Origin of the sequence: Chromohalobacter sp. 11-W, from assembly GCF_029889905.1 — a bacterium.
GTDB lineage: Bacteria > Pseudomonadota > Gammaproteobacteria > Pseudomonadales > Halomonadaceae > Chromohalobacter.
Genome location: NZ_JARANZ010000008.1, coordinates 165,988 through 186,673, shown reverse-complemented (window position 1 = coordinate 186,673; position 20,686 = coordinate 165,988). Strand labels below are relative to the sequence as shown.

The 20,686-nt window shown below is 61.9% G+C and carries 18 protein-coding genes; 2 read left to right on the top strand and 16 right to left on the bottom strand.

The features are described from left to right. Positions 1–146: 146 nt before the first annotated feature. The gene (locus OP494_RS12950; protein WP_280541304.1) at positions 147–1,076 is read left to right on the top strand and encodes an AEC family transporter; all 930 of its coding nucleotides are present in this window, start codon (positions 147–149) and stop codon (positions 1,074–1,076) included. A 14-nt stretch (positions 1,077–1,090) separates the two neighbouring features. Here the strand turns inward: OP494_RS12950 and OP494_RS12945 are convergent, their stop codons facing one another. The 9 genes from OP494_RS12945 to metK all read right to left on the bottom strand — a co-directional run bounded on the left by OP494_RS12945 (position 1,091) and on the right by metK (position 10,224). Further along, a complete protein-coding gene (locus OP494_RS12945) occupies positions 1,091–1,813 on the bottom strand; it encodes an AraC family transcriptional regulator (protein WP_280541302.1) in 723 nt (240 codons plus the stop codon). A gap of 14 nt (positions 1,814–1,827) precedes the next feature. Then, positions 1,828–2,154 (bottom strand): AzlD domain-containing protein, encoded by a 327-nt coding sequence (locus OP494_RS12940; RefSeq protein WP_280541300.1) that lies wholly within the window; start codon positions 2,152–2,154, stop codon positions 1,828–1,830. After that, on the bottom strand, positions 2,151–2,879 hold the full coding sequence (locus OP494_RS12935) for an AzlC family ABC transporter permease (RefSeq protein WP_280541297.1): 729 nt from the start codon (positions 2,877–2,879) through the stop codon (positions 2,151–2,153). Before OP494_RS12935 ends, OP494_RS12940 begins: the two co-directional genes overlap by 4 nt. Then, positions 2,876–3,412: an XRE family transcriptional regulator gene (locus OP494_RS12930; protein ID WP_280541295.1), complete on the bottom strand. Its 537-nt coding sequence runs from the start codon at positions 3,410–3,412 to the stop codon at positions 2,876–2,878. Before OP494_RS12930 ends, OP494_RS12935 begins: the two co-directional genes overlap by 4 nt. 124 nt (positions 3,413–3,536) lie before the next feature. Continuing rightward, positions 3,537–5,711, bottom strand: coding sequence for a TRAP transporter permease (locus OP494_RS12925; RefSeq protein WP_280541293.1), 2,175 nt, complete (start codon positions 5,709–5,711; stop codon positions 3,537–3,539). A gap of 29 nt (positions 5,712–5,740) precedes the next feature. Further along, positions 5,741–6,238, bottom strand: coding sequence for a DUF1850 domain-containing protein (locus tag OP494_RS12920; RefSeq protein WP_280541290.1), 498 nt, complete (start codon positions 6,236–6,238; stop codon positions 5,741–5,743). A 26-nt stretch (positions 6,239–6,264) separates the two neighbouring features. Then, positions 6,265–7,410, bottom strand: coding sequence for a TAXI family TRAP transporter solute-binding subunit (locus OP494_RS12915; protein ID WP_280541288.1), 1,146 nt, complete (start codon positions 7,408–7,410; stop codon positions 6,265–6,267). A 124-nt stretch (positions 7,411–7,534) separates the two neighbouring features. Next, on the bottom strand, positions 7,535–8,782 hold the full coding sequence (locus OP494_RS12910; protein ID WP_280541286.1) for a sodium:proton antiporter: 1,248 nt from the start codon (positions 8,780–8,782) through the stop codon (positions 7,535–7,537). A 221-nt stretch (positions 8,783–9,003) separates the two neighbouring features. Beyond that, complete coding sequence (gene metK, locus OP494_RS12905) at positions 9,004–10,224, bottom strand: methionine adenosyltransferase (RefSeq protein WP_280541284.1); 1,221 nt, start codon at positions 10,222–10,224, stop codon at positions 9,004–9,006. 376 nt (positions 10,225–10,600) lie between these two features. Between metK and tkt the strand changes: the two genes are divergently transcribed. Further along, positions 10,601–12,592, top strand: a complete 1,992-nt coding sequence (tkt, locus tag OP494_RS12900; protein WP_280541282.1) for a transketolase — start codon at positions 10,601–10,603, stop codon at positions 12,590–12,592. A 272-nt stretch (positions 12,593–12,864) separates the two neighbouring features. Here tkt and OP494_RS12895 read toward each other — a convergent pair whose 3' ends face one another. The 7 genes from OP494_RS12895 to ubiM all read right to left on the bottom strand — a co-directional run bounded on the left by OP494_RS12895 (position 12,865) and on the right by ubiM (position 20,584). Then, entirely contained in the window at positions 12,865–13,920 is a 1,056-nt protein-coding gene (locus OP494_RS12895; protein ID WP_280541280.1) for an aldo/keto reductase, read from the bottom strand. Between the two features lie 62 nt (positions 13,921–13,982). Next, a complete protein-coding gene (locus tag OP494_RS12890; RefSeq protein ID WP_280541278.1) occupies positions 13,983–14,981 on the bottom strand; it encodes an aldo/keto reductase in 999 nt (332 codons plus the stop codon). Positions 14,982–15,178: 197 nt separating this feature from the next. Beyond that, positions 15,179–16,159, bottom strand: coding sequence for a class 1b ribonucleoside-diphosphate reductase subunit beta (gene nrdF / locus OP494_RS12885; protein ID WP_280541276.1), 981 nt, complete (start codon positions 16,157–16,159; stop codon positions 15,179–15,181). Between the two features lie 84 nt (positions 16,160–16,243). Then, positions 16,244–18,418 (bottom strand): class 1b ribonucleoside-diphosphate reductase subunit alpha, encoded by a 2,175-nt coding sequence (gene nrdE, locus OP494_RS12880; protein WP_280541274.1) that lies wholly within the window; start codon positions 18,416–18,418, stop codon positions 16,244–16,246. Continuing rightward, positions 18,408–18,812, bottom strand: a complete 405-nt coding sequence (gene nrdI / locus OP494_RS12875; protein ID WP_280541272.1) for a class Ib ribonucleoside-diphosphate reductase assembly flavoprotein NrdI — start codon at positions 18,810–18,812, stop codon at positions 18,408–18,410. Before nrdI ends, nrdE begins: the two co-directional genes overlap by 11 nt. A gap of 15 nt (positions 18,813–18,827) precedes the next feature. Beyond that, the gene (gene nrdH, locus OP494_RS12870; RefSeq protein WP_280541271.1) at positions 18,828–19,052 is read right to left on the bottom strand and encodes a glutaredoxin-like protein NrdH; all 225 of its coding nucleotides are present in this window, start codon (positions 19,050–19,052) and stop codon (positions 18,828–18,830) included. A 299-nt stretch (positions 19,053–19,351) separates the two neighbouring features. Further along, complete coding sequence (ubiM, locus tag OP494_RS12865; protein ID WP_280541269.1) at positions 19,352–20,584, bottom strand: 5-demethoxyubiquinol-8 5-hydroxylase UbiM; 1,233 nt, start codon at positions 20,582–20,584, stop codon at positions 19,352–19,354. Positions 20,585–20,686: the final 102 nt, after the last annotated feature.

Below are 20,686 nucleotides of genomic sequence, written 5' to 3'. Positions count from 1 at the left end.
AACTCCCATGTGACATGAACACGAGCGCTCAGGCTGTCACGCCGACACGCCACAAACTTGTCGAATCCTGACTCAGCGAGCTGTCGCAGTGGGTGCATTGCAAGCGCATCAGGGGCATCATGAGCGCTCATCATCAGGAAGCGTGCATGTCCCAAGTCGACCTTTCTCAACCGCTGTGGATGCTGCTGATCTTCGTGGCACTGGGCTGGCTCTGTGCGCGACGCCTCGCCGTCGACCCGCGCCCCATCGCCACGCTATTGATCTATCTCATCGCGCCGCTGACGTTCTTTCGCGGGCTCTATCTGGGCGAGCCCTCGCCTGCCTTGCTGGGCCTGACGGCGGGCATGTTCGCGCTGGCAAGCATACTCTGCCTGACGACTCACGCCGTCGTGAGGCGTTATTTCGCCCCACAGGAAGCAGCGCTGCTGGCGTTTTCCGCCGGCACCGGCAACACCGGCTACTTCGGGCTGCCCCTGGCCATGGCGTTGCTCCCACCGGAGGGCGTCGCCGCTTATCTGTTCTGTTTGCTGGGCGTCACGCTCTTCGAATTCAGCGTGGGCTTTTACATCAGCGCCCGGGGGCAATTCTCGGTCCGCGAGAGCCTCGGCAAGATCGTCCGCCTGCCGTTGCTCTATGCCTTTCTGGCAGCACTGGTCGCCTCTCGTTTGCCTTGGCCGGTGCCCGGCGCCGTGATCGAAGGGCTCGACTATTTCCGCGCCAGCTATACCGTGCTCGGCATGATGATCATCGGCATGACGCTGGGCGGCGTCTCGCTGCGTGCGTTCGACGCCCGCTTTCTGGGCGTCTGCATCGCCGCACGCTACGTGATGTGGCCCTTGGTGATGCTGGGCCTGGTGCTCGGCCTGCAAGCGGCAATGGGCATTTCGGCGACGCTGGCCGGCGCACTTCTTTTGCTGGGCGTGGTGCCCATGGCGGCCAATGTCGTGGTCATCGCCATGGAGCTGAACATCCGCCCTGCCAAAGGCGCCATCGCCGTTCTCGTGACGACCATGGCGGCGCCGCTGATCATTCCACCCTATCTCGACATCCTTTGGCGAATCGCAGGACTCGGTTAGCGTACCGGCTCTCGTTAATCTGGCGCGTGGCAACGTTGCCGCCACGCGCGTGGTGACAGCGCATGACGGGCGCGGAAGGCACGCGAAAAATGCGCGCTGTCGTGAAACCCGCATGCCTGGGCGATCTCGGTGAGGGGGCGGCGGGTATCCTGCATCAGCGTGCAGGCGCGTTGAAGCCGACGCTCAATCAACCAGGCGTGGGGCGAGGCACCGGTAAGGACACGAAAACGCCGCGCGAATGCCGCCTCCGCCATGTGGCAGCGCGCCGCCCAGTCACGCACACGCCAAGGTGCCGCCAGATCCGCCTCGACCTCCGGCAGCAAATGCAACAAGCGCAAGCGCGGCTCGGTATGCGTCGTGCGCCCCACGTCGAGCAGCGCATGGAGCCGCCTCGCCAGGACATCGGGACGCGCGTCGACGAGCGCAGAGACATCCGCACGCACGGTCGAGGGCAAACGACGCGACGTGACATCGCCAAGCCCCGCCGCCTCGCACCAGGCGACGGGTAGATCGAGCACCAGCGTGCGATTGTGGCACGGCGCTAGATAGTGATGCTCGCTGCCGCTGGCGATAGTGACAAGCCGCCCCGCATCCACGTGCGCGCCGCGTCCTCCCGCTTCCAGCTCGACAACGCCCTCGAGCCCGATCAGCCACTGGTTAAAGCCATGGCGATCGGTCAGCACCCGGTCCGGGTAGCAGCGTGTTTCGGCGGTGGGCAGCAAACATTCATTCGACATGGCAGCGGCTCATCTCAATCGGCCAGGGCCCAGCCGGCCGCACCATAGACACCGGCGCCAACCAACGTGGCCAAGCCCACGTTAGGCGTCAAACGCTGCACCAGCAACACCGCCGCCGCGCCCAGCGCCAAGCGTACCCCGCCGCGCCAGTGCGGCGCCTGCCACCATAGATCGCTCATCGAGAGGGCGATCAACGCCGCAATGGCGGCAAGCCCCAATGCCCCGAGGAAGCGGCTCAGCCAGCCCTCACCACGCGCCAGGCGCGTCCCGGAAAGCAGCGGCAGATAACGTATCAGAAACGTACCCACTCCCGCCGCGACCACGATACCCCACCATGTCATGTCATTGCCTCCTGAGAGCATCCGGCACGAGGTCGGCGGCTACCCACCGTGGCCCCCGCCAGCATGCCGAGAAGCATGGCCACATGCCCTGGCCACCACACCATCCCCAATAGCGTGACACTGGCCGCGACTGCCACCACCGGCCATCGAGCACAACGCCACGCCTGCGCCAGCAAGGCCAGGAACAGCGCGGGGAGTACGAAGTCGAGTGCCTGTGCCACATAGCCACGATCGTTTGCCCATCCCGCCCCCACGCTGGCGCCCAGCGCCGTACCGCCGACCCAGGCCAGATAGGCGCCCGACGCCAGGCCCAGGCACCAGGCTGGCTCGAGAGGCCGCGACGCCCCCTTGGCCATCGCCGTGGCGAAAACTTCATCGGTCAGCCCGAACGCCAGCCAGGGCGCCAGACGACGCGGCAATGCCACGAGACGTGTCGCCAGCGCCGGACCATAGAACACATGGCGTAGATTCATCATCAGCACCGCCGACAACACCGTGAGCCCGCCACTGCCTGCGGCCATCATCGCCACCATCACGAACTGGCTGGCACCGGCGAAGACCAGCAACGAAATGCCCACGGCCTGCCATAGCGTCAGTCCGGACTGCACGGCGATGACCCCGAACGAGAACGCGATCGGCGCATACCCGACGACCAACGACAGACTTTCGCGCAGGCCTTGGCCGGCGGAGCGCCAAGGCGACGAGGTTGCCCGTTCGAGATTCATCGAGCCTCCTCGTCATGCGGATAGACGATGCTGACCACGAGCCGTGTGGCGTCCAGCAGGGCTTCATAGCGATGTTCGACGTCCGCCGCGAACTCGTGCCCTTCGCCCGGCCGACAAACGGCCAGCGCATCGAGCGCCCCCACGCGCAACGTGCCTTCGACCACCATGACATGCTCCCGCACGCCGCGCGGATGCGCCCGCGAGGTCTTCATTTCCCCCGGCGCCAGGGGCATGAGATAGACCTCCACCCGAGGCGACTGTTGCCCGCGCACCATCAGTTGCACACCGCCACCACCGGGTTCGTTGACGGTCATGCCATCTTCGCCCTCGGCGATCAACTCACTGAAAGCCACACCCAGCGTATTGGCGAGTGTCCAAAGCGTTTCGATGGTGGGATTGCCCTTGCCGGCTTCAAGCTGCGAGAGCGTCGATTTACTGATCGCGGCCCGTTCGGCCAGCGCGCTCAATGAATAACCCCGTATCTCGCGGAGGCGGCGCAAGTTGGCGACGATGGTAGGACTCGGTGATGACATGCAGCGTTTACCAAAAAGAACGATTCCGTTCTTTTTAAAGAACGAAAGGATAAAAAACAAGGGCGCCAGCCAGGCGCCCTTGATTATCAATACGCATTATCGACATGTGTCGTCGACCCGCTGGTCACGCCGTCGCGGGTTGCGTCTTCTTGGCCAGCAGGAACAAGACTGCCGTGATGGCCGCACCGACGATATCGCTGAGCAATCCCGGGTAGATCAATGCCAGCGCTCCCACCGCTGCCAGCAGACGCCAGAACGGATTGAGCGGCCGGCGCAGATAACCTTCCACCGCCACGGCCAGCAACAAGACGCCGACCACACCGGTGACGATCACCCACAGAATATTGCCAAGCGTCGCATCGATCATCAGCATACTGTGCGCGAACACGAACATGTAGGGCACCACGAACCCGGCGATGGCCAATTTCATGGCCTGGAATCCCGTAGCATTGGGCGAGCCACCGCTGATGCCGGCACCGGCATAGGCCGCCAAGGCCACCGGCGGGGTCAGGTTGGCAAACAGCCCGAAATAGAACACGAACATGTGCGCCACGAAGATCGCCGTCTCGTTACTGCCCGCCAATTCACGGAACAACGGCAGGTTGAGCAGGATCGGCGCCGCCATGGTGCTGGTAATGATGTAGGTGGGAATGCTCGGCAGCCCCATCCCCAGCACGATGGACGCGATCATGGTCAGAAACAGCGTGACCAGAAGCTGAATCATGGGGATCGGAATCTGCTGGCCCAGCGTGACCACGGCGTCGGCAGCGTCCAGGGCGATACCGGTGAGCGTGGCGATCCCCACGATGATGCCCACCGCACCACAGGCGACCGCCACGGGAATGGCATTGCGCACGCCGTCGTGCATTGCATCGCGGCACTCGGCGATATCCATTTTCTCCGCTACCAAGCCGAGCTTGGCACGCACGGCGTTGATCGCCACCGGTACCGCAATGATCAGGAACAGTGACCAGCGACTCGCCGGCATGTTGGGCTGCGCATAATCGGCAAACAATGCCCGCAATTGCGGCTCGAAGATCAACAGCGCCAGAATCGCGCTGACACCCACGGTGACCCGACGCGTGCCACAGATCAGCACGGTCGCGGCAATCGACCAGAAGGCCGCGAAGAATGGCGCCCGGCCATCGAACAGTAGCCACAGCAACACCACCATCGGCACCAGCAGATGTCCGCGCTTGAGCATCACGGCCTTGAGCGGCGTCAACTCGGAGCGCGGGATGCCCTCGAGGCCATTGCGCAGAGCACGTAGGTGCACCTGGAACAACACCCCCAGATAGAACAGCAAAGCGGGGATAATGCCAGCCAGGACCACCTGGGTGTAAGGCACCGACAGGACTTCCGCCATGATGAAGGCAGCCGCGCCCATGATCGGAGGCAGGATCTGTCCGCCGACACTCGCCGAGGCCTCGACGGCACCCGCGAAATTCGGCTTGTAACCGGTGCGCTTCATCAGCGGAATGGTGAAGGCCCCCGTGGTCACCACATTGGCGATCGCCGAACCATTGATCGATCCCAGAAAGCCGCTGGCGATGACCGCCACCTTGGCCGGGCCGCCGCGTGTATGCCCTGCCACGGCAAGCGCCAGATCATTGAAGAGTTGGCCCAGTCCCGACTTGCCCAGAAAGGCACCGAACAAGATGAACAGAATGATATAGCTGGCCGATACGCCGATGGCGGTACCCAGCAAGCCCTCGGTGATGAACACCAGATGCGACATGATCTGGCGACAGGTGGCCAAAATGATCGACTCGTTCAACTGCGGATAGAACGACAACTTGGCGTAGAACCCGTAGGCCAGGAAAATCGTCGCCAGCAGCGTCAACCCCCACCCGGTCGCACGCCTGGTGGCATCGAGCACCAGCAGAATGGCCACAAAGCCCACCAGCATATCGACATCGTTGATGCGCCCCGCCGAGGCAATGACGCGATCGGACACCACCAGCATATAAACACCGACGCCAAACGCCAGTACCGCCAGAACGGCATCCCCCCACGGCACCCGGTCGCGCGCGCCCTTGCGGGTCAACGGGTAGAGAATGAACGTCAGACCCAGCAGGGTATACAAGTGGATACTGCGCTGAGCCACATCGACCAGCGGCCCCGAGAACGAGGTATACAGGTGAAATAATGCCAGCAATATCGCCAGGCCAGTGACAAACTTGACCACTAGATCCGGCAAGGCATCACGCAGCAGACTTTCACGATCAAACTTTTCCAGCGCCTCCTGGACCGCCTTGTCATTATCCTCGGCGGCGGGTGCACTTTTATCTTGAGACATAGGGATCTTCATCCTCGCAAGGCGAGTCATTACGACAACCAGGGCCGCACCAATGCCGGCAATACTCGCCAGAGTGGGGCCCTGCGGACGCTAAACGTGTAAATCGGCGGCGGAGAGGCATGCGATAACGCGAACATATGCCCGGCATAGCGCATGCGGTAATGCTCAGCGGAGGCTGCCTGGACGGCGAGAGGGTCCACGACGCGGTCGATGCCCGTCATCACCACCCATCCATCCTCGAGGTGTGTTTCCTTGCCTGCCGATGCCGGTACGCCTGCCCCAAAGGTTTTGAAACGGGTGCCAGTGATCTCGATCGCGCCACCTTCGGTCACCTCGAACCACTCTTCCCAGTCTTCCTTCTCGACCGAGTGCGTCCAACGCAACGTGAACGATGTCCCCTCCCAACCCGGGAAGGCATAGCGCCATTGAGACCCTTCGCGTACCGCCAACCAAGGCCATGGATACAACACGGTGGCAATCGCCATGATCGCCACCGTGCCACCGATCCACCAACGCTTACGCGGCATAGTGCATCATACCGCTAGGCCTTGCATCAGGATTGCGCGTCGTCGGCGCTATCCTCGCTCGAGGCGTCGTCGCTGGCATCGTCGTCACCGTCCTCTGAGGACAACGAATCGTAGAATTCCTGAGCCCCAGGATGCACCGGCGCCACCAGGTTCTGATTCATGGTGTCAGGATCGAACTGCTTGAGAGCGCCGACCGAGACGTTCTCGGAATTGAGATAGTCATGGAAACGCTGGGTCAGCTCTTCGGCGACGTCATCGCGCATATCGCCACTGACGATCAACATGTTGCGGATCGCCACGGTGTCGACTTCTTCACCGAGATCGTAACGCTCGGGCGCGCCCGCCGGCAGCGTATATGTCTCGTAATACGGATAGGCTTCCAGCAGCTTGTCCGCCACGTCACCGCTCACCGGCACGAAGGTGATGTCGGTGCTCTGCATCAACCCGGTGATGCTCGAGTTGGGCACGCCGGACGTAAAGAAGGCCGCATCCAGATTGCCGTTGCTCATGCTGGTCACGCTATCGGCATACCCGGTATGGCTGACCTGAGCCAGGTCGTCATAGCTCAAGTCGGCGGACTCGAGCACCTTGGCTGCGCTCTGCTCGACGCCGGAACCGACCTTGCCTACGCCGACGCGCTTGCCTTCGAGATCAGCAATGCTCTCGATGCCACTGTCCTCGGTGGCCACGATCTGCACGACGTTGGGATAAAGGCCGGCGAGCGCCTGGATATCGGCGGGCTGACCATCGAACTGGTTTTCACCGTTGACGGCATCGTAGGCGACATCGCTCATCACGATGGCGATCTGATTGAGGCCATCGGTGATATTGTTGATGTTCTGCACCGACGCGCCGGTGGAGACGACCTGAACGTCATCGACGAGATCACTGGCTTCGAAGACGCCCTTCAAGGCGCCGCCGATGGGATAGTAGGTGCCCCCCGTGCCCCCGGTGCCAAAGATCAGGCTGACCGGCTCGGCGCTCGCGGTCTGCTGGCCGCCTTCACCATTGGTGTCACCAGCCGAGGTCTGCTCTTCGGACGCCTGCGAGCTCGACTCGCCGTTTTGCGTCGCCTCCTCGGTCTCGGCGTCACTCCCGTCGTCACCGCAACCGGCCAACAGAGCACCGGAAAGGCCCAGCGCCGCGACCAACATGCCTGTGCGTAACATCATTATTCACCCCATCATTTGAACGTCCTCGACGCATTCGGCCGAAGCAAAACTTAATACAATGAAGGATAGAGTAAGGAACGCCCGGCGGGGATACCATGCCTGAACTGGCAACTACTACTAAAGTCTAACTCTGTTTGGAGTCTTGAGATAAGACACGCTGAACCAGGCGGCCGATCGTCAGCCCCTGAGCCAGAATCGAAAAGAGAACGATGATGTAGGTTACCATCACGATAGTGTTGCGATAGTCGCTCTCGGGCAGCCCCAGCGCCAGCGCCACCGAGATGCCGCCTCGCAGCCCACCCCAAGTGAGCACTCGCGTCGTCCCATGCCGATAAGGCACCCAACGCCTCAGTACGATGATGGGGAGACCAATGGTGAGCAAGCGCATCATCAGGATGACAACAATCATGGGGCCCGCAACGATCAAATAGGACCACTGGAAAGGAATCAGCAGCAGTTCGAGCCCGATCAGCACGAACAATACCGCGTTGAGAATCTCGTCGATCAGCTCCCAGAAGCCATCGACATAACGGCGGGTGGTATCCGACATGGCATGTTCACGACCACGATTACCGATGAAAAGGCCGGCGATGACCATCGAAATCGGCCCCGATACGTGCAGATGCGTGGCCAGCGTATAACCCCCCAGCACCAGCGCCAGGCTGACCAGCACCTCGACCTGATACTGATCGATGCTCTTCATCATCCAGTAGGCGATATACCCCATGACCAATCCGAGCAGCGCCCCGCCACCGGCCTCTTCCAGAAACAGGACCGCGGAGTGTGTGAAAGTCAGCGTTTCGGTCGCAGTCGCCGCCCCCAGCATCATGGTGAACACCACCACCGCGACGCCATCATTGAACAGGGACTCGCCGACGATCTTGATCTCCATATCCTCGGGCGCGCCGGCGCTTCGCATGATGCCGAGCACGGCAATCGGATCCGTTGGCGAGATCAGCGCCCCGAAGACCAGGCAATAAAGGTAGGGCACCCCGACATGAAAAGTGGCGAAGAGCCACCAAGCTGCGCTGCCGATCGCCACGGTCGAGATCACTACGCCGATGGTGGCGAGAAAGCCGATCGAGTAACGGTAGCGTTTGAGCTTGTGGAAATCGACGTGCAAAGCACCGGCAAACAACAGACAAGACAGCATGCCGTCCATCAGCAAGGCGTTGAAGTTTATCTGGCCCAGCCAGGCTTCCGCCCAATCGGTAATGCCGCCGAAACCGAAGTGACTCAATGTGATCAGCAACACCGACGCCAACAGCGAGATGCACATCACGCCGATCGTCGCCGGTAATTTGATGAAGCGGTAGTTGAACCACGCAAACAACGCGGTGATCGTGATGAAGACTGCTGCGATTTCCAGCATGCAAAGACTTCCCTGTCGCTGCCAACCATGGCGAATTGTCGCTGGAGCTCACGTCTCCGTCATTCAACGATAGAGGCTCTCGATAGAGACGATCATGATGCGGATTTAGCGCGCCGACAATCGATCAAAAAAGCGGACCCGGGAACCCGGGTCCGCTATGCCGTCATACCGTCGCTTGTCGATCGAGCCTCATACGTCGGATATTACCAGCAGGCTTCCCCTCACAGGCCCGCCGCCTGCCGCAAGGCATCGGCACGGTCGACCTTTTCCCAGGGGAAGGCCGTGAAGGTCTCGGTCTGCTGCTCGCCATTGGCATCGGTCCAGGTGTAGCTATGCTCGAACGGCTCGCGGCCGAAGTGTCCATAAGCCGCCGTCAGTTGATACATGGGATGCAGCAGATTGAGCATGCTGGTAATCGCATTCGGACGCAGGTCGAAGTGCTCACGGACCAGCTCGACGATCTTGGCGTCGCTGATCTTGCCAGTACCGAAGGTATCCACCGAGACGGATGTCGGCTCGGCCACGCCGATGGCGTAGGAGATCTGAATCTCGCAGCGCTCGGCGAGACCCGCGGCGACGATGTTCTTGGCCACATAACGTCCGGCATAAGCAGCACTGCGGTCGACCTTGGACGGATCCTTGCCCGAGAACGCTCCGCCACCATGGCGCGCCATGCCGCCGTAGGTATCGACGATGATCTTGCGCCCCGTCAGGCCACAGTCGCCCACCGGGCCACCGATGACGAAGTTACCGGTCGGGTTGATGTGATACTTGGTGTTCTCGGTCAACCATTCAGCGGGAATCACCTCTTCGATGATCTCGCGCTTGATCATGTCACGCAGTTCTTCCTGATCGATGTCCGGATCATGCTGGGTGGACAAAACGATGGCATCGACGCTGCACGGCTTGCCCTGCGCGTCGTAGCGGAAGGTCAACTGGCTTTTGGCATCCGGACGCAGCCAAGGCAGCAAGCCGTGCTTGCGCAGCTCGGCCTGGCGCTCCACCAGACGGTGAGAATAGTGAATCGGCGCCGGCATGTAAGAGTCGGTCTCGTCGGTAGCGTAACCGAACATCAGTCCCTGGTCGCCCGCGCCCTGGTCTTCGGGCTTGGAGCGGTCGACGCCCTGGGCGATATCCACGCTCTGCTTGCCGATCAGATTGAGCACGCCACAGGTATTACCGTCGAAGCCCACCTCCGAGGAGGTATAACCGATGTCATTGATGACATGACGCACCAAGTCTTCCAGATCCACCCAGGCGGACGTGGTGATCTCGCCGGCGACGATGGCGACACCGGTCTTGACCATGGTTTCACAGGCCACGCGCGCCTGCTTGTCGCGGGCGATGATGGCATCCAGTACCGCGTCGGAAATCTGATCGGCGATCTTGTCCGGGTGCCCCTCGGAGACGGACTCGGAAGTAAACAGGGAGTATTCGCTCATGGCGTCCTCGACTCTCTCTATCACATGCTGGCGAGCCGAAACACGACCGCCATCGTTAAGGAGATGAAATTACGCCGTCAGCCGATGGCGATTTCGGCACGACGCATGACAGGTCCGGCGCGAGACGAGGCCGGCTCGGGGGTGCAAAGTTTACACGCTGGATGACTAGCTGCCTAGCGATTGGCCCTCGGCGGCATTTGATGCCACGTGACTTCTCGGCGACAATACCGGACCGAATCCCGGGGGCCGCACAGGCGGCGCCCCGCGCTCGATATCGGCGGCGTAGGAAAGAGTTAAGAAAAACCGAACACGCGTTCACGCGTCGGGGCTCTTTCCTACGCCGCTTTACCCGATGCCGCAGGCGAGGAGCTAGCCAATGCCGTCCCGTTTCGAAATGGCCAATGCCATTCGTGCCCTATCCATGGATGCCGTCCAGAAGGCCAATTCCGGCCACCCCGGCGCCCCCATGGGCATGGCCGACATCGCGCAGGTGCTGTGGAATGACTACCTCGCGCACAACCCGGCCAATCCGCACTGGGCCAACCGTGATCGCTTCGTGCTTTCCAACGGGCACGGCTCGATGCTGCTCTACTCGCTTTTGCACCTGACGGGCTACGGCATTTCGCTGGAAGACTTGCAGAACTTCCGCCAACTGCACTCGAAGACCGCCGGGCATCCGGAACTCGGCTACGCACCGGGCATCGAGACCACCACCGGGCCCCTGGGCCAGGGCCTGGCCAATGCCGTGGGCATGGCCATCGCCGAGCGCACCCTCGCCGCGCAATACAATCGCCCCGGCCATGCAATCGTCGACCACTACACCTATGTCTTCGTCGGCGATGGCTGCCTGATGGAAGGCATCTCGCACGAAGTTTCCTCGCTGGCGGGCACCCAGGGGCTAGGCAAGCTGATCGCCTTCTACGATGCCAACGGCATTTCCATCGATGGGGAAGTCGAAGGCTGGTTCACCGACGATACCGCCAAGCGTTTCGAAGCATACGGCTGGCATGTGGTGCCTAACGTCGATGGTCACGACCCCGAGGCGGTCAAGGCGGCCATCGAGCTGGCCCGCACCAACGACGACAAGCCCAGCATGATCATCTGCAAGACGATCATCGGCTTCGGCGCGCCCAACAAGCAGGGCAAGGAAGAAAGTCATGGCGCGGCATTGGGCGAAGACGAAGTCGCCGCCGCCCGCGAGCAGCTCGGCTGGGCTCACCCCCCCTTCCACGTGCCGGAAGACATCTACCAATCCTGGGACGCCACCCAGCGCGGTCGCGAGGCCGAAGCCAACTGGGACGAGCGTTTCGCGCGCTATCAAGCCGCCTATCCGGAAGAGGCTCGCGAGCTCGAACGCCGCCTCAAGGGCGAACTACCCGCCGCGTTGACCAGCGAAAAACTCATCGAGGACGCCCAGGAAAAAGGCGAAAGCCTCGCCTCGCGCAAGGCCTCGCTGGCATGCCTCAACGAACTCGGTCCGCAACTGCCCGAGCTACTCGGCGGCAGCGCCGATTTGGCGCCGTCCAACCTGACCTTCTGGAAGGGCGCCAAGGCCATCACGCAGTCCGAGGCCAGCGGCAACTACTTGCATTACGGCGTGCGCGAGTTCGGCATGGCCGCGATCATGAACGGTATCGCGCTGCATGGCGGCTTCGTGCCCTATGGCGCCACCTTCCTGATCTTCATGGAATACATGCGCAACGCCGTGCGCATGGCAGCGCTGATGGGCCAGCAGGTCATCCACGTCTTCACACATGATTCCATCGGGTTGGGCGAAGATGGCCCGACGCACCAGCCGATCGAGCAGCTCACCACGCTACGCTCGACGCCCAACCTCTCCACCTGGCGCCCCTGCGACGCGGTGGAAACCGCCGTGGCCTGGGACGCGGCGCTCAAGCGTCAGGCCGGCCCCTCCGCGCTGGTGCTTTCACGCCAAGGCTTGCCCCATCAGGCCCGCGACAAGCAGCAGCTAGCCAATATCGAGCGTGGTGGGTACGTTCTCAAGGACTGTGACGGGACACCGGAACTGCTTCTCATCGCCACCGGCTCCGAGGTCGGCCTGGCGATGGATGCCGCCAGTGAGCTGGAAAACGCAGGCAAGCGCGTGCGCGTGGTCTCCATGCCCTCCACCGACACCTTCGACGCCCAGGACGCTGACTATCGTGAATCGGTCTTGCCGCGTGGTGTCACCGCGCGTCTGGCCATCGAAGCCGCGCATCGCGACTCCTGGTTCAAGTACGTGGGCCTCGACGGCGGCATCGTCGGCATGACCACCTACGGCGAATCCGCCCCCGCCGGCGATCTGTTCAAGCACTTCGGCTTCACCGTCGATAACGTCGTCGACCAGGCCAAGGCCCTGCTGGCATGACGCGCCCGGCCTGGCGACATTCGCCAGGCCTTTAATGCCCGCCGCATAATCTGAGGAAATGCTGAATAAATAGACGAGCGAGATGAAGCGCAAGGCGCATGGAACACAGAGCACGAGACATAACATGGGGTTAGGCGAGTGTTCGAGTACCACGCAACGCAGCGATTCGCTCGCGTAGGCATTTATGCAGTGTTTCCCTAAACGCCCGGCAAGCATGGCTTGCCGGGCGTTTTGCATGCCGCGCCGCCACGCGACGGGCTATCGGCTAGTGCTCAATCGTCGAGGTACTGACCATGCAGCACACGGTCGGCATGGCCCAAGCGGTTGGCCGCCGTATTATGCTGATGCCAATACGGATACAGCAGCTCCGGGCGGCTGACTTTCTCGATGGCGGCGATCTCGTCGGGCTTTAACGTGAGCTCGGCGCTCGCCAGGTTGTCCTTGAGCTGCTCATCCTTGCGCGCGCCGATCACCGCGGTGGACACGCCGGGGCGGGTCAGCGTCCAGGCCAGCGCTACCTGAGCGGCGGACACGCCATGGCCGTCGGCGACTTCGACCAGCGTATCGATCAAGTCGAAGAGCTTTTCCTCGTCGTGGATCGGCGGCTCGGTCCAGCCTTGGCTGAAGCGCGTGCCGTCGGGGTTGCGCTGGCCACGGCGATACTTGCCCGATAGCAGGCCCCCGGCGAGCGGACTCCAGACCATGGTGCCCAGCCCCTGATCGACGGCCGCCGGCATCAGCTCGAACTCGGCATCGCGGGCCTGAGCGGTGTAATGGATCTGCTGGCAGATCGGCTTGATAAAGTTGTGCCGTTCGCAGATCTTGAGCGCCTTCATGACGTGCCAGGCGGACCAGTTGGACACGCCGTAGTAGCGGATCTTGCCGGCGCGCACCAGTTGATCCATGGTCTCCAGCGTTTCTTCCAGGGGCGTCAAGCCATCCCACTGGTGCATCAGGTAGAGATCCAGGTGGTCGGTCTGCAGCCGTTTCAGGCTGGCCTCGCACTGGCGCAGGATGTGGTAACGCGACAGGCCGTCGTCGTTGGGGCCTTCGCCCATTGGGAAGCGCACCTTGCTGGCGATCAGTACATCGTCACGCTTGGCTTTGAGCGCCTCGCCGAGGATCTCTTCCGAGCGGCCCTCGGAATACATGTTGGCGGTGTCGAAGAAGTTGACGCCACGCTCGATGGCCATGTCGATCTGGCGCTGGGCGTCGCTCAAACCGGTGTCGCCGACACTGGCCATCTTGCCGACGCCGCCGAAAGTCATGGTGCCTAGCGTCAGCGGCGAGATGCGCAGACCTGATTGGCCGAGATTGCGATATTCCATGTTGGCTCTCCTGATTGATGACGAAATGACAGCCGTCCGCTAGACGGCCGCTTGCGCGACTATCACCCCTGCCGTGCGGGAGGTGCCATGAATTCGGGGCCTACGGGGTCCGTGATGTGCGCGTCGAGGATGGCGTCGATATCGCGCAGGTCGCTGGATGTCAGCGACCAGTCGCCAAGCGCATCCAGCGGTGTTACCTGATCTGGGCGCCTTGCCCCCCACAGGGCAATGGCATTGGGATGGGAATCGAGCACCCAGCGCACCGCCAAGGCCAATACCGGCTTGTCGTGGCGTTCGCGAGCGAGTTGCGTCAACGCCTCGACCGCCGCGAGATACTGCGCGAAGCGAGGCGATTGGAACTTGGGATCGGATTGGCGCAGATCGTCGCCGGTGAAGGCCGAATCTGCGTGCATCTTGCCCGTCAGCAAGCCGCGACACAGCGCACCATAGGCCAGAAAGACCAACCCTTCGCGCTGCGAATAGGGAATGATGTCGCGCTCGGCATCGCGCTCGAACAGATTGAGCGGGGGCTGCACACTGTGCAACGGCGCCACCTGACGAAAGGCATCGCACTGCGCGGAGGTGAAGTTGCTGACACCGATGGCGCGAATCTTGCCATCGCGGTGCAGGCGACGCATGGCGTCGGCGGTTTCCTCCATCGGCACCCGGGGGTCCGGCCAATGGATCTGGTACAGATCGATCGCTTCGGTGCGCAAGCGCCGCAGCGAGTCTTCCACCTCCTTCTCGATGCGTGCCGCCGAGGCATTGCGCACCACGCCGTCGCTGCCTTCTTGCCACTCCAGCGCCGTCTTGGTGGCGAGCACTACCTTATCGCGCTGCCCATACTCGGCCAGCGCCCGACCGACGACTTCTTCGGAATGCCCAAACCCGTAGGCCGGCGCGGTATCGATCAGCGTAATGCCGCGATCCAGCGCGGCATGAATGGTACGCACCGCATTGGCGTCGTCGGCACCGCCCCATTTCCAACCACCGATGGCCCAGGTGCCGAGCCCCACGCGTGACGGCGTGAGGTCGGTCCCTGGTATGGTGATGCTTTCCATGTTGCTCTCCTTTGCCTGTCAACGGCGGCGTGCCGCATTCCGGAACGCTATCCAGCGTGGTCGCCGAGCGCAGCTTTGACAAGATTTACGAGAGAGGCAAGCGGAGGACGTGCCCCCGGGCGCCGCGACACGAACCGGTGTCGGGCACCCGGGAGATGCTGATCGATAATGCGCCAGCAAACGTTGATAGGAACGACTCAGAACGCCCAGTCTTCGTCCTCGGTGCGCTCCGAACGCCCGATGACATAGGAAGAACCGGAGCCGGAGAAGAAGTCGTGGTTTTCCTCGGCCCCCGGCGAGAGCGCCGCCAGGATCGCCGGATTGACGGCTTCGGTGGCGCCGGGGAACAGCGGCTCGTAGCCCAAGTTCATCAACGCCTTATTGGCGTTGTAGTGCAAGAACGCCTTGACCTCTTCGGTGAGTCCCACGTCGTCGTAAAGCGATTCCGTGTACTGCACCTCGTTGTCGTAGAGTTCGAGCAGCAGATCGAAGGTGGCGTCCTTGATCTCTTGCTGGCGCTCGGCGCTCTCCTTGGCCAACGCCTGCTGGAACTTATAACCGATGTAGTAGCCGTGGACCGCTTCGTCGCGAATGATCAGACGAATCAAATCAGCGGTGTTGGTCAGCTTGCCGCGACTGGCCCAGTACATCGGCAGATAGAAACCCGAATAGAACAAGAACGACTCGAGGAAGACGCTGGCGACCTTGCGCATCAGCGGATCGTCCATGCGGTAGCGATTGAGGATCAACTCGGCCTTGTTCTGAAGGTGCGGATTCTCTTCGCTCCAGCGATAGGCATCGTCGACATCACGCGTCGCGCACAGCGTCGAAAAGATCGAGCTGTAGGAGCGCGCATGCACCGACTCCATGAAGCTGATGTTGGTGAACACCGCCTCCTCATGGGGCGTCACGGCATCCTCGATCAGCACCGGCGCGCCGATGGTGCCCTGAATGGTGTCGAGCAGCGTAAGCCCGGTGAAGACGCGAATGGTCAGCGTCTGCTCTTGCTCGGTCAGCGTGTTCCACGAGGTCACATCGTTGGACAGCGGCACCTTCTCGGGCAGCCAGAAGTTGGCGGTGAGCCGATTCCAGACCTCGAGGTCCTTGTCGTCCTGGAGGCGGTTCCAGTTGATGGCATCGACACGCGTCAGATGACGCGGTGCGGCGGTAGCGGTCATGACGGTTCTCTCAGTTCCGGCGGTGCGCTGGCGCGGTCACCAGCGCACCGGTAATCTCGATGGCGTGGTCGCGGGGGCGACAGCTTACAGGGTGCAGGACACGCAACCTTCGACTTCCGTGCCTTCAAGCGCGGCCTGGCGCAGGCGCACGTAGTAAAGCGTCTTGATGCCCCGGCGCCAGGCGTAGATCTGCGCCCGATTGATATCGCGCGTCGTCGCGGTATCGCGGAAGAACAGCGTCAGCGACAGGCCCTGGTCGACGTGCTGCGTGGCCTCGGCGTAAGTGTCGATGATCGCCTCGGGGCCGATCTCGTAGGCGTCCTGGTAGTATTCCTGGTTGTCGTCGTTGAGATACGGCGCCGGGTAATAGACGCGCCCCAGCTTGCCTTCCTTGCGGATCTCAATCTTCGACACCACCGGGTGAATGCTCGACGTCGAATGGTTGATATAAGAAATCGAACCGGTCGGCGGCACCGCCTGGAGGTTACGGTTGAAGAGTCCATGCGCCATGACCGACGCCTTGAGCTCGCGCCAATCGTCCTGGGTCGGCACATGGATGCCGGCCTTGTCGAACAGCTCACGGACACGCGCGGTACGCGGGCCCCACGCCTGCTCGGTATACTTGTCGAAATACACGCCGCTGGCATAGTCCGAATCCGCGAAACCGGCGAACGCCACGCCCCGTTCGATGGCCAGCTGGTTGGAGGCGCGCAGCGCGTGGTAGGTCACGGTGTAGAAGTAGAGGTTGGTGAAATCCAAACCTTCTTCGCTGCCGTAATGAATATGCTCGCGGGCCAAGTAACCGTGCAGGTTCATCTGTCCCAGGCCGATGGCATGCGAATGCTTGTTGGCCTCGGAAATCGACGGCACCGAGCGGATATCGCTCATCTCGGAGACTGCCGTCAGCCCGCGAATCGCGGTTTCGACCGTGGCGCCGAAGTCCGAAGAGTCCATGGTCCTGGCGATGTTCAGCGAGCCAAGATTGCAGGAAATGTCCTCGCCGATACGCTCATAACCGAGATCCGCATCGTAATCGGACGGCGTGTTGACCTGCAGGATCTCCGAGCACAGGTTGCTCATGTTGATGCGACCGGCAATCGGGTTGGCGCGATTCACCGTGTCCTCGAACATCACATACGGATAGCCCGACTCGAACTGAACCTCCGCCAGCGTCTGGAATAGCTCGCGCGCGTTGATCTTGGTCTTGCGAATACGCGCGTCGTCGACCATATCGTCGTACTTCTCGGTGACACTGATGTCGCCGAACGGCTTGCCGTAGACGTTCTCCACATCGTAGGGCGAGAACAGATACATCTGCTCGTTGCGCCTAGCCAGCTCGAAGGTGATGTCGGGAATTACCACACCCAGCGACAGCGTCTTGATGCGAATCTTCTCGTCGGCGTTTTCGCGCTTGGTATCGAGGAAACGCAGGATGTCCGGATGATGCGCGTTGAGATACACCGCGCCGGCGCCCTGGCGCGCGCCCAGCTGGTTGGCATAGGAAAAAGCGTCTTCGAGCATCTTCATGATCGGGATGATGCCCGAGGACTGATTCTCGATATGCTTGATCGGGGCGCCCGCCTCGCGGATATTGCTGAGCAGAAACGCCACACCGCCGCCACGCTTGGAGAGTTGCAGCGCCGAATTGATGGAGCGCCCGATGGACTCCATGTTGTCCTCGATGCGCAGCAGGAAGCACGAGACCAGTTCGCCGCGCTGCTTCTTGCCGCAATTGAGAAACGTCGGCGTGGCCGGCTGGAAGCGTCCGTGGATGATTTCATCCATCAGCTGCCGAGCCACCGTCTCGTCACCCTGCGCCAAGGTCAGCGCGACCATGCACACACGGTCCTCGAAACGCTCTAGGTAACGGCGCCCGTCGAAGGTCTTGAGCGTATAACTGGTGTAGTACTTGAACGCACCGAGAAAGCTTTGAAAGCGGAATTTCACGGCATAGGCGCGCTCGAACAGCGACTTGATGAAGGCAAAGTCGTACTGGTCAAGCACCTCCTTCTCGTAATAGTTCTCCGCGACCAGATACTCGAGCTTTTCCGCCAGCGAATGGAAGAAAACCGTATTCTGGTTGACGTGCTGCAGGAAGTACTGACGCGACGCCTCACGGTCCGCCTGCAGTTGCAGGCGCCCCTCGTTATCGTAGAGGTTGAGCATCGCATTGAGGGCGTGATAATCCAGCGTCTGCGTCGTGCGGCTCAGCTCGACGGAGGACGTGTTCTCGGTAGTTTCCACGGTATCATCCAGCATCTGTCATCTCCGTCGCCAAGCAGCCATGCACCTTGGCGACATCCTCGGGCGTTCCCATCAGTTCGAAACGGTGCAGCAACGGCACCTGGCACTTGTGCGCTACCACGCGACCGGCCAAGCCGAAGGCAGCACCGAAGTTGGTATTGCCGCCGGCCACCACGCCTTCGATCAAGGTCCGGTTGTGGGGGTCGTTCAAGAACCGGATCACCGGTCCTGGTACCGCCGTACGTGGATCGCCATCGCCATACGTCGGCAAGATCAAGATATAGGGGCGTTCCACGCGCAACGGGGCTTCGTTACGGCTACGCGGGATGGCCTGCGCCGACACGTCGAGCTTTTCGACGAAGCGCCGCGTATTGCCCGATTGCGTGGAAAAATACACTACATCGCGCATGCTGCCCCCTTCCTCTCACGCGAGTTGGCGAATCAGCTCGGGACGAAAACCTGACCAATGCTGCGACTCCGCCGCGACGACCACCGGCAGCTGGCGATAGCCCAGCGATTCGACGGTCCGTACCGCTTCGGGGTCCACGCTGACATCCACCACCGTGTAATCGAGCCCCTGCTTGTCGAGGGCGCGATAGGTGGCGTGGCACTGCATGCAATCCGGCTTGCTGTAAATCTTAATGCTCATGAGAATGATAAGCCTTTGTTTTCGCAAAGAAGAAATAGGAGGTACAAATATCTTTCGGGAATGACACGCCGCCTTCTCAGGCACCGCGTCTCAATACACCACATATGGTAGTACAAAACGGGACGTGGTGTATATCTGGCAAGAAATGAAGAAACGTAACTAGCGGGATGTCGACAAAGAAGACGAGGGAAGACACGACGGAGTTGGACGAAGAAGCGGAGTCTACACGAGATGAACTAGCATTTTGAGGCCATTTTCAACGCTGTATTGCCGAGTGCCGTCCTTGGATAAACACCCTTTCAGCGACGCGCGGGCGACTTGGCCAGATAGCCTTCCATCAGCCACTGAAGCGGCGCGGCCTGGCGCGCGGCCCCCAAGGCCAAATGGCGCACGAGACGTGCCGGCGGCCGCGTATCGCCGTACAACGTCACCAAGGCGCGCGAGGCATGCCACAACGGCAGGATCGCACGCTGATGGTGTCGCGCATAGCTCGCCAGACCCGCCGCTGCACCGACATCCTCCACCGCCTTACCGTGATGCGTCAGCGCCTCGACCAGCCGACGCACGCTGGCCAACCCGACGTTGAAGCCATGCGCCGTGACCGGATGCAGCCCTACCGCCGCATCCCCCACCAACGCCACGCGACCGGCAACCAGATGCTCGGCACGGCTGACCGAGAGCGGATAATCGTGCAACGCGCCACGACAGCTCATTTCGCCCACACTGCCTTGGTAAAGCCGAGTCGCCTCCGCCGCGAATGCGTCAGACGACAACGCCTTGAGCCACTCGGCGTCGTGCGGCGGCAGCGTCATCACCAGCGACGCGGTATCGCCCGCCAGCGGCAGCAATGCCAAGCCACGCTCACCGTTGAACCATGACCAGGTCACTTCTCGATGTGACCGCGCATGCGCCATGCGGCGCACCAGCAGACGCTGGCCGGTATCGTGAATCTGCGCGGAGAGCCCCGCCAGGCGGCGCGTCGCCGACAGACGACCATCGGCGGCCACCACCAGACGCGCGGGAATGTACGACTGGTCGTCGAGCCACACACTACGCCCGCCAGCGCCGGTGCCCAATGCGCTCACCCGGCGTCCGGTGACGAGCTCGATATGCTCGACATCCTGCACCGCCTCGAACGCGGCGCGCCTGATGACATGATTGGCGACGAGTTGGCCGATGCGGTCTTGGCCCTCTCTCCCTTGGCCCTTTCCTCGTGCACTGGCCAGGGTCATGCCCCGCGGGCTGGCTCCATTATAGAGACGTGCCTCGCGAATCGGTGCCATCTGGTCTGCGGGGATATCGATGCCCGCCGCCGCCAGTTGCTCACGCGAGGCATGTGTCAGGGCGATCTCACGCCCGTCGTCGTCAGGCGAAGCCAACGCCGTGTACGGCGCGGCATCGATCAACGTCACCGACAAATTCAGTGCCGCCAGTTCCAGCGCCAGGCACAGCCCCACCGGCCCCGCGCCGACGATGGCGACATCTCTGATAGCGACATCCTGAAGCGCGATATCTTCGGCAAGTTGCGACATGCGCCCTCCACATCGAATGAACGTGCCCGGGCTGGGCACGCCACCATCATAATCGGCACGACGCTCGCGCGTCATAAGCGTGACAATGGGTCGCGACCCTAG

Bases quoted from the DNA above. Each gene is read 5' to 3' on its own strand.
- OP494_RS12950 (WP_280541304.1), top strand. From the start codon at position 147: ATGTCCCAAGTCGACCTTTCTCAACCGCTGTGGATGCTGCTGATCTTC.
- OP494_RS12945 (WP_280541302.1), bottom strand. From the start codon at position 1,813: ATGTCGAATGAATGTTTGCTGCCCACCGCCGAAACACGCTGCTACCCG.
- OP494_RS12940 (WP_280541300.1), bottom strand. From the start codon at position 2,154: ATGACATGGTGGGGTATCGTGGTCGCGGCGGGAGTGGGTACGTTTCTG.
- OP494_RS12935 (WP_280541297.1), bottom strand. From the start codon at position 2,879: ATGAATCTCGAACGGGCAACCTCGTCGCCTTGGCGCTCCGCCGGCCAA.
- OP494_RS12930 (WP_280541295.1), bottom strand. From the start codon at position 3,412: ATGTCATCACCGAGTCCTACCATCGTCGCCAACTTGCGCCGCCTCCGC.
- OP494_RS12925 (WP_280541293.1), bottom strand. From the start codon at position 5,711: ATGTCTCAAGATAAAAGTGCACCCGCCGCCGAGGATAATGACAAGGCG.
- OP494_RS12920 (WP_280541290.1), bottom strand. From the start codon at position 6,238: ATGCCGCGTAAGCGTTGGTGGATCGGTGGCACGGTGGCGATCATGGCG.
- OP494_RS12915 (WP_280541288.1), bottom strand. From the start codon at position 7,410: ATGATGTTACGCACAGGCATGTTGGTCGCGGCGCTGGGCCTTTCCGGT.
- OP494_RS12910 (WP_280541286.1), bottom strand. From the start codon at position 8,782: ATGCTGGAAATCGCAGCAGTCTTCATCACGATCACCGCGTTGTTTGCG.
- metK (WP_280541284.1), bottom strand. From the start codon at position 10,224: ATGAGCGAATACTCCCTGTTTACTTCCGAGTCCGTCTCCGAGGGGCAC.
- tkt (WP_280541282.1), top strand. From the start codon at position 10,601: ATGCCGTCCCGTTTCGAAATGGCCAATGCCATTCGTGCCCTATCCATG.
- OP494_RS12895 (WP_280541280.1), bottom strand. From the start codon at position 13,920: ATGGAATATCGCAATCTCGGCCAATCAGGTCTGCGCATCTCGCCGCTG.
- OP494_RS12890 (WP_280541278.1), bottom strand. From the start codon at position 14,981: ATGGAAAGCATCACCATACCAGGGACCGACCTCACGCCGTCACGCGTG.
- nrdF (WP_280541276.1), bottom strand. From the start codon at position 16,159: ATGACCGCTACCGCCGCACCGCGTCATCTGACGCGTGTCGATGCCATC.
- nrdE (WP_280541274.1), bottom strand. From the start codon at position 18,418: ATGCTGGATGATACCGTGGAAACTACCGAGAACACGTCCTCCGTCGAG.
- nrdI (WP_280541272.1), bottom strand. From the start codon at position 18,812: ATGCGCGATGTAGTGTATTTTTCCACGCAATCGGGCAATACGCGGCGC.
- nrdH (WP_280541271.1), bottom strand. From the start codon at position 19,052: ATGAGCATTAAGATTTACAGCAAGCCGGATTGCATGCAGTGCCACGCC.
- ubiM (WP_280541269.1), bottom strand. From the start codon at position 20,584: ATGTCGCAACTTGCCGAAGATATCGCGCTTCAGGATGTCGCTATCAGA.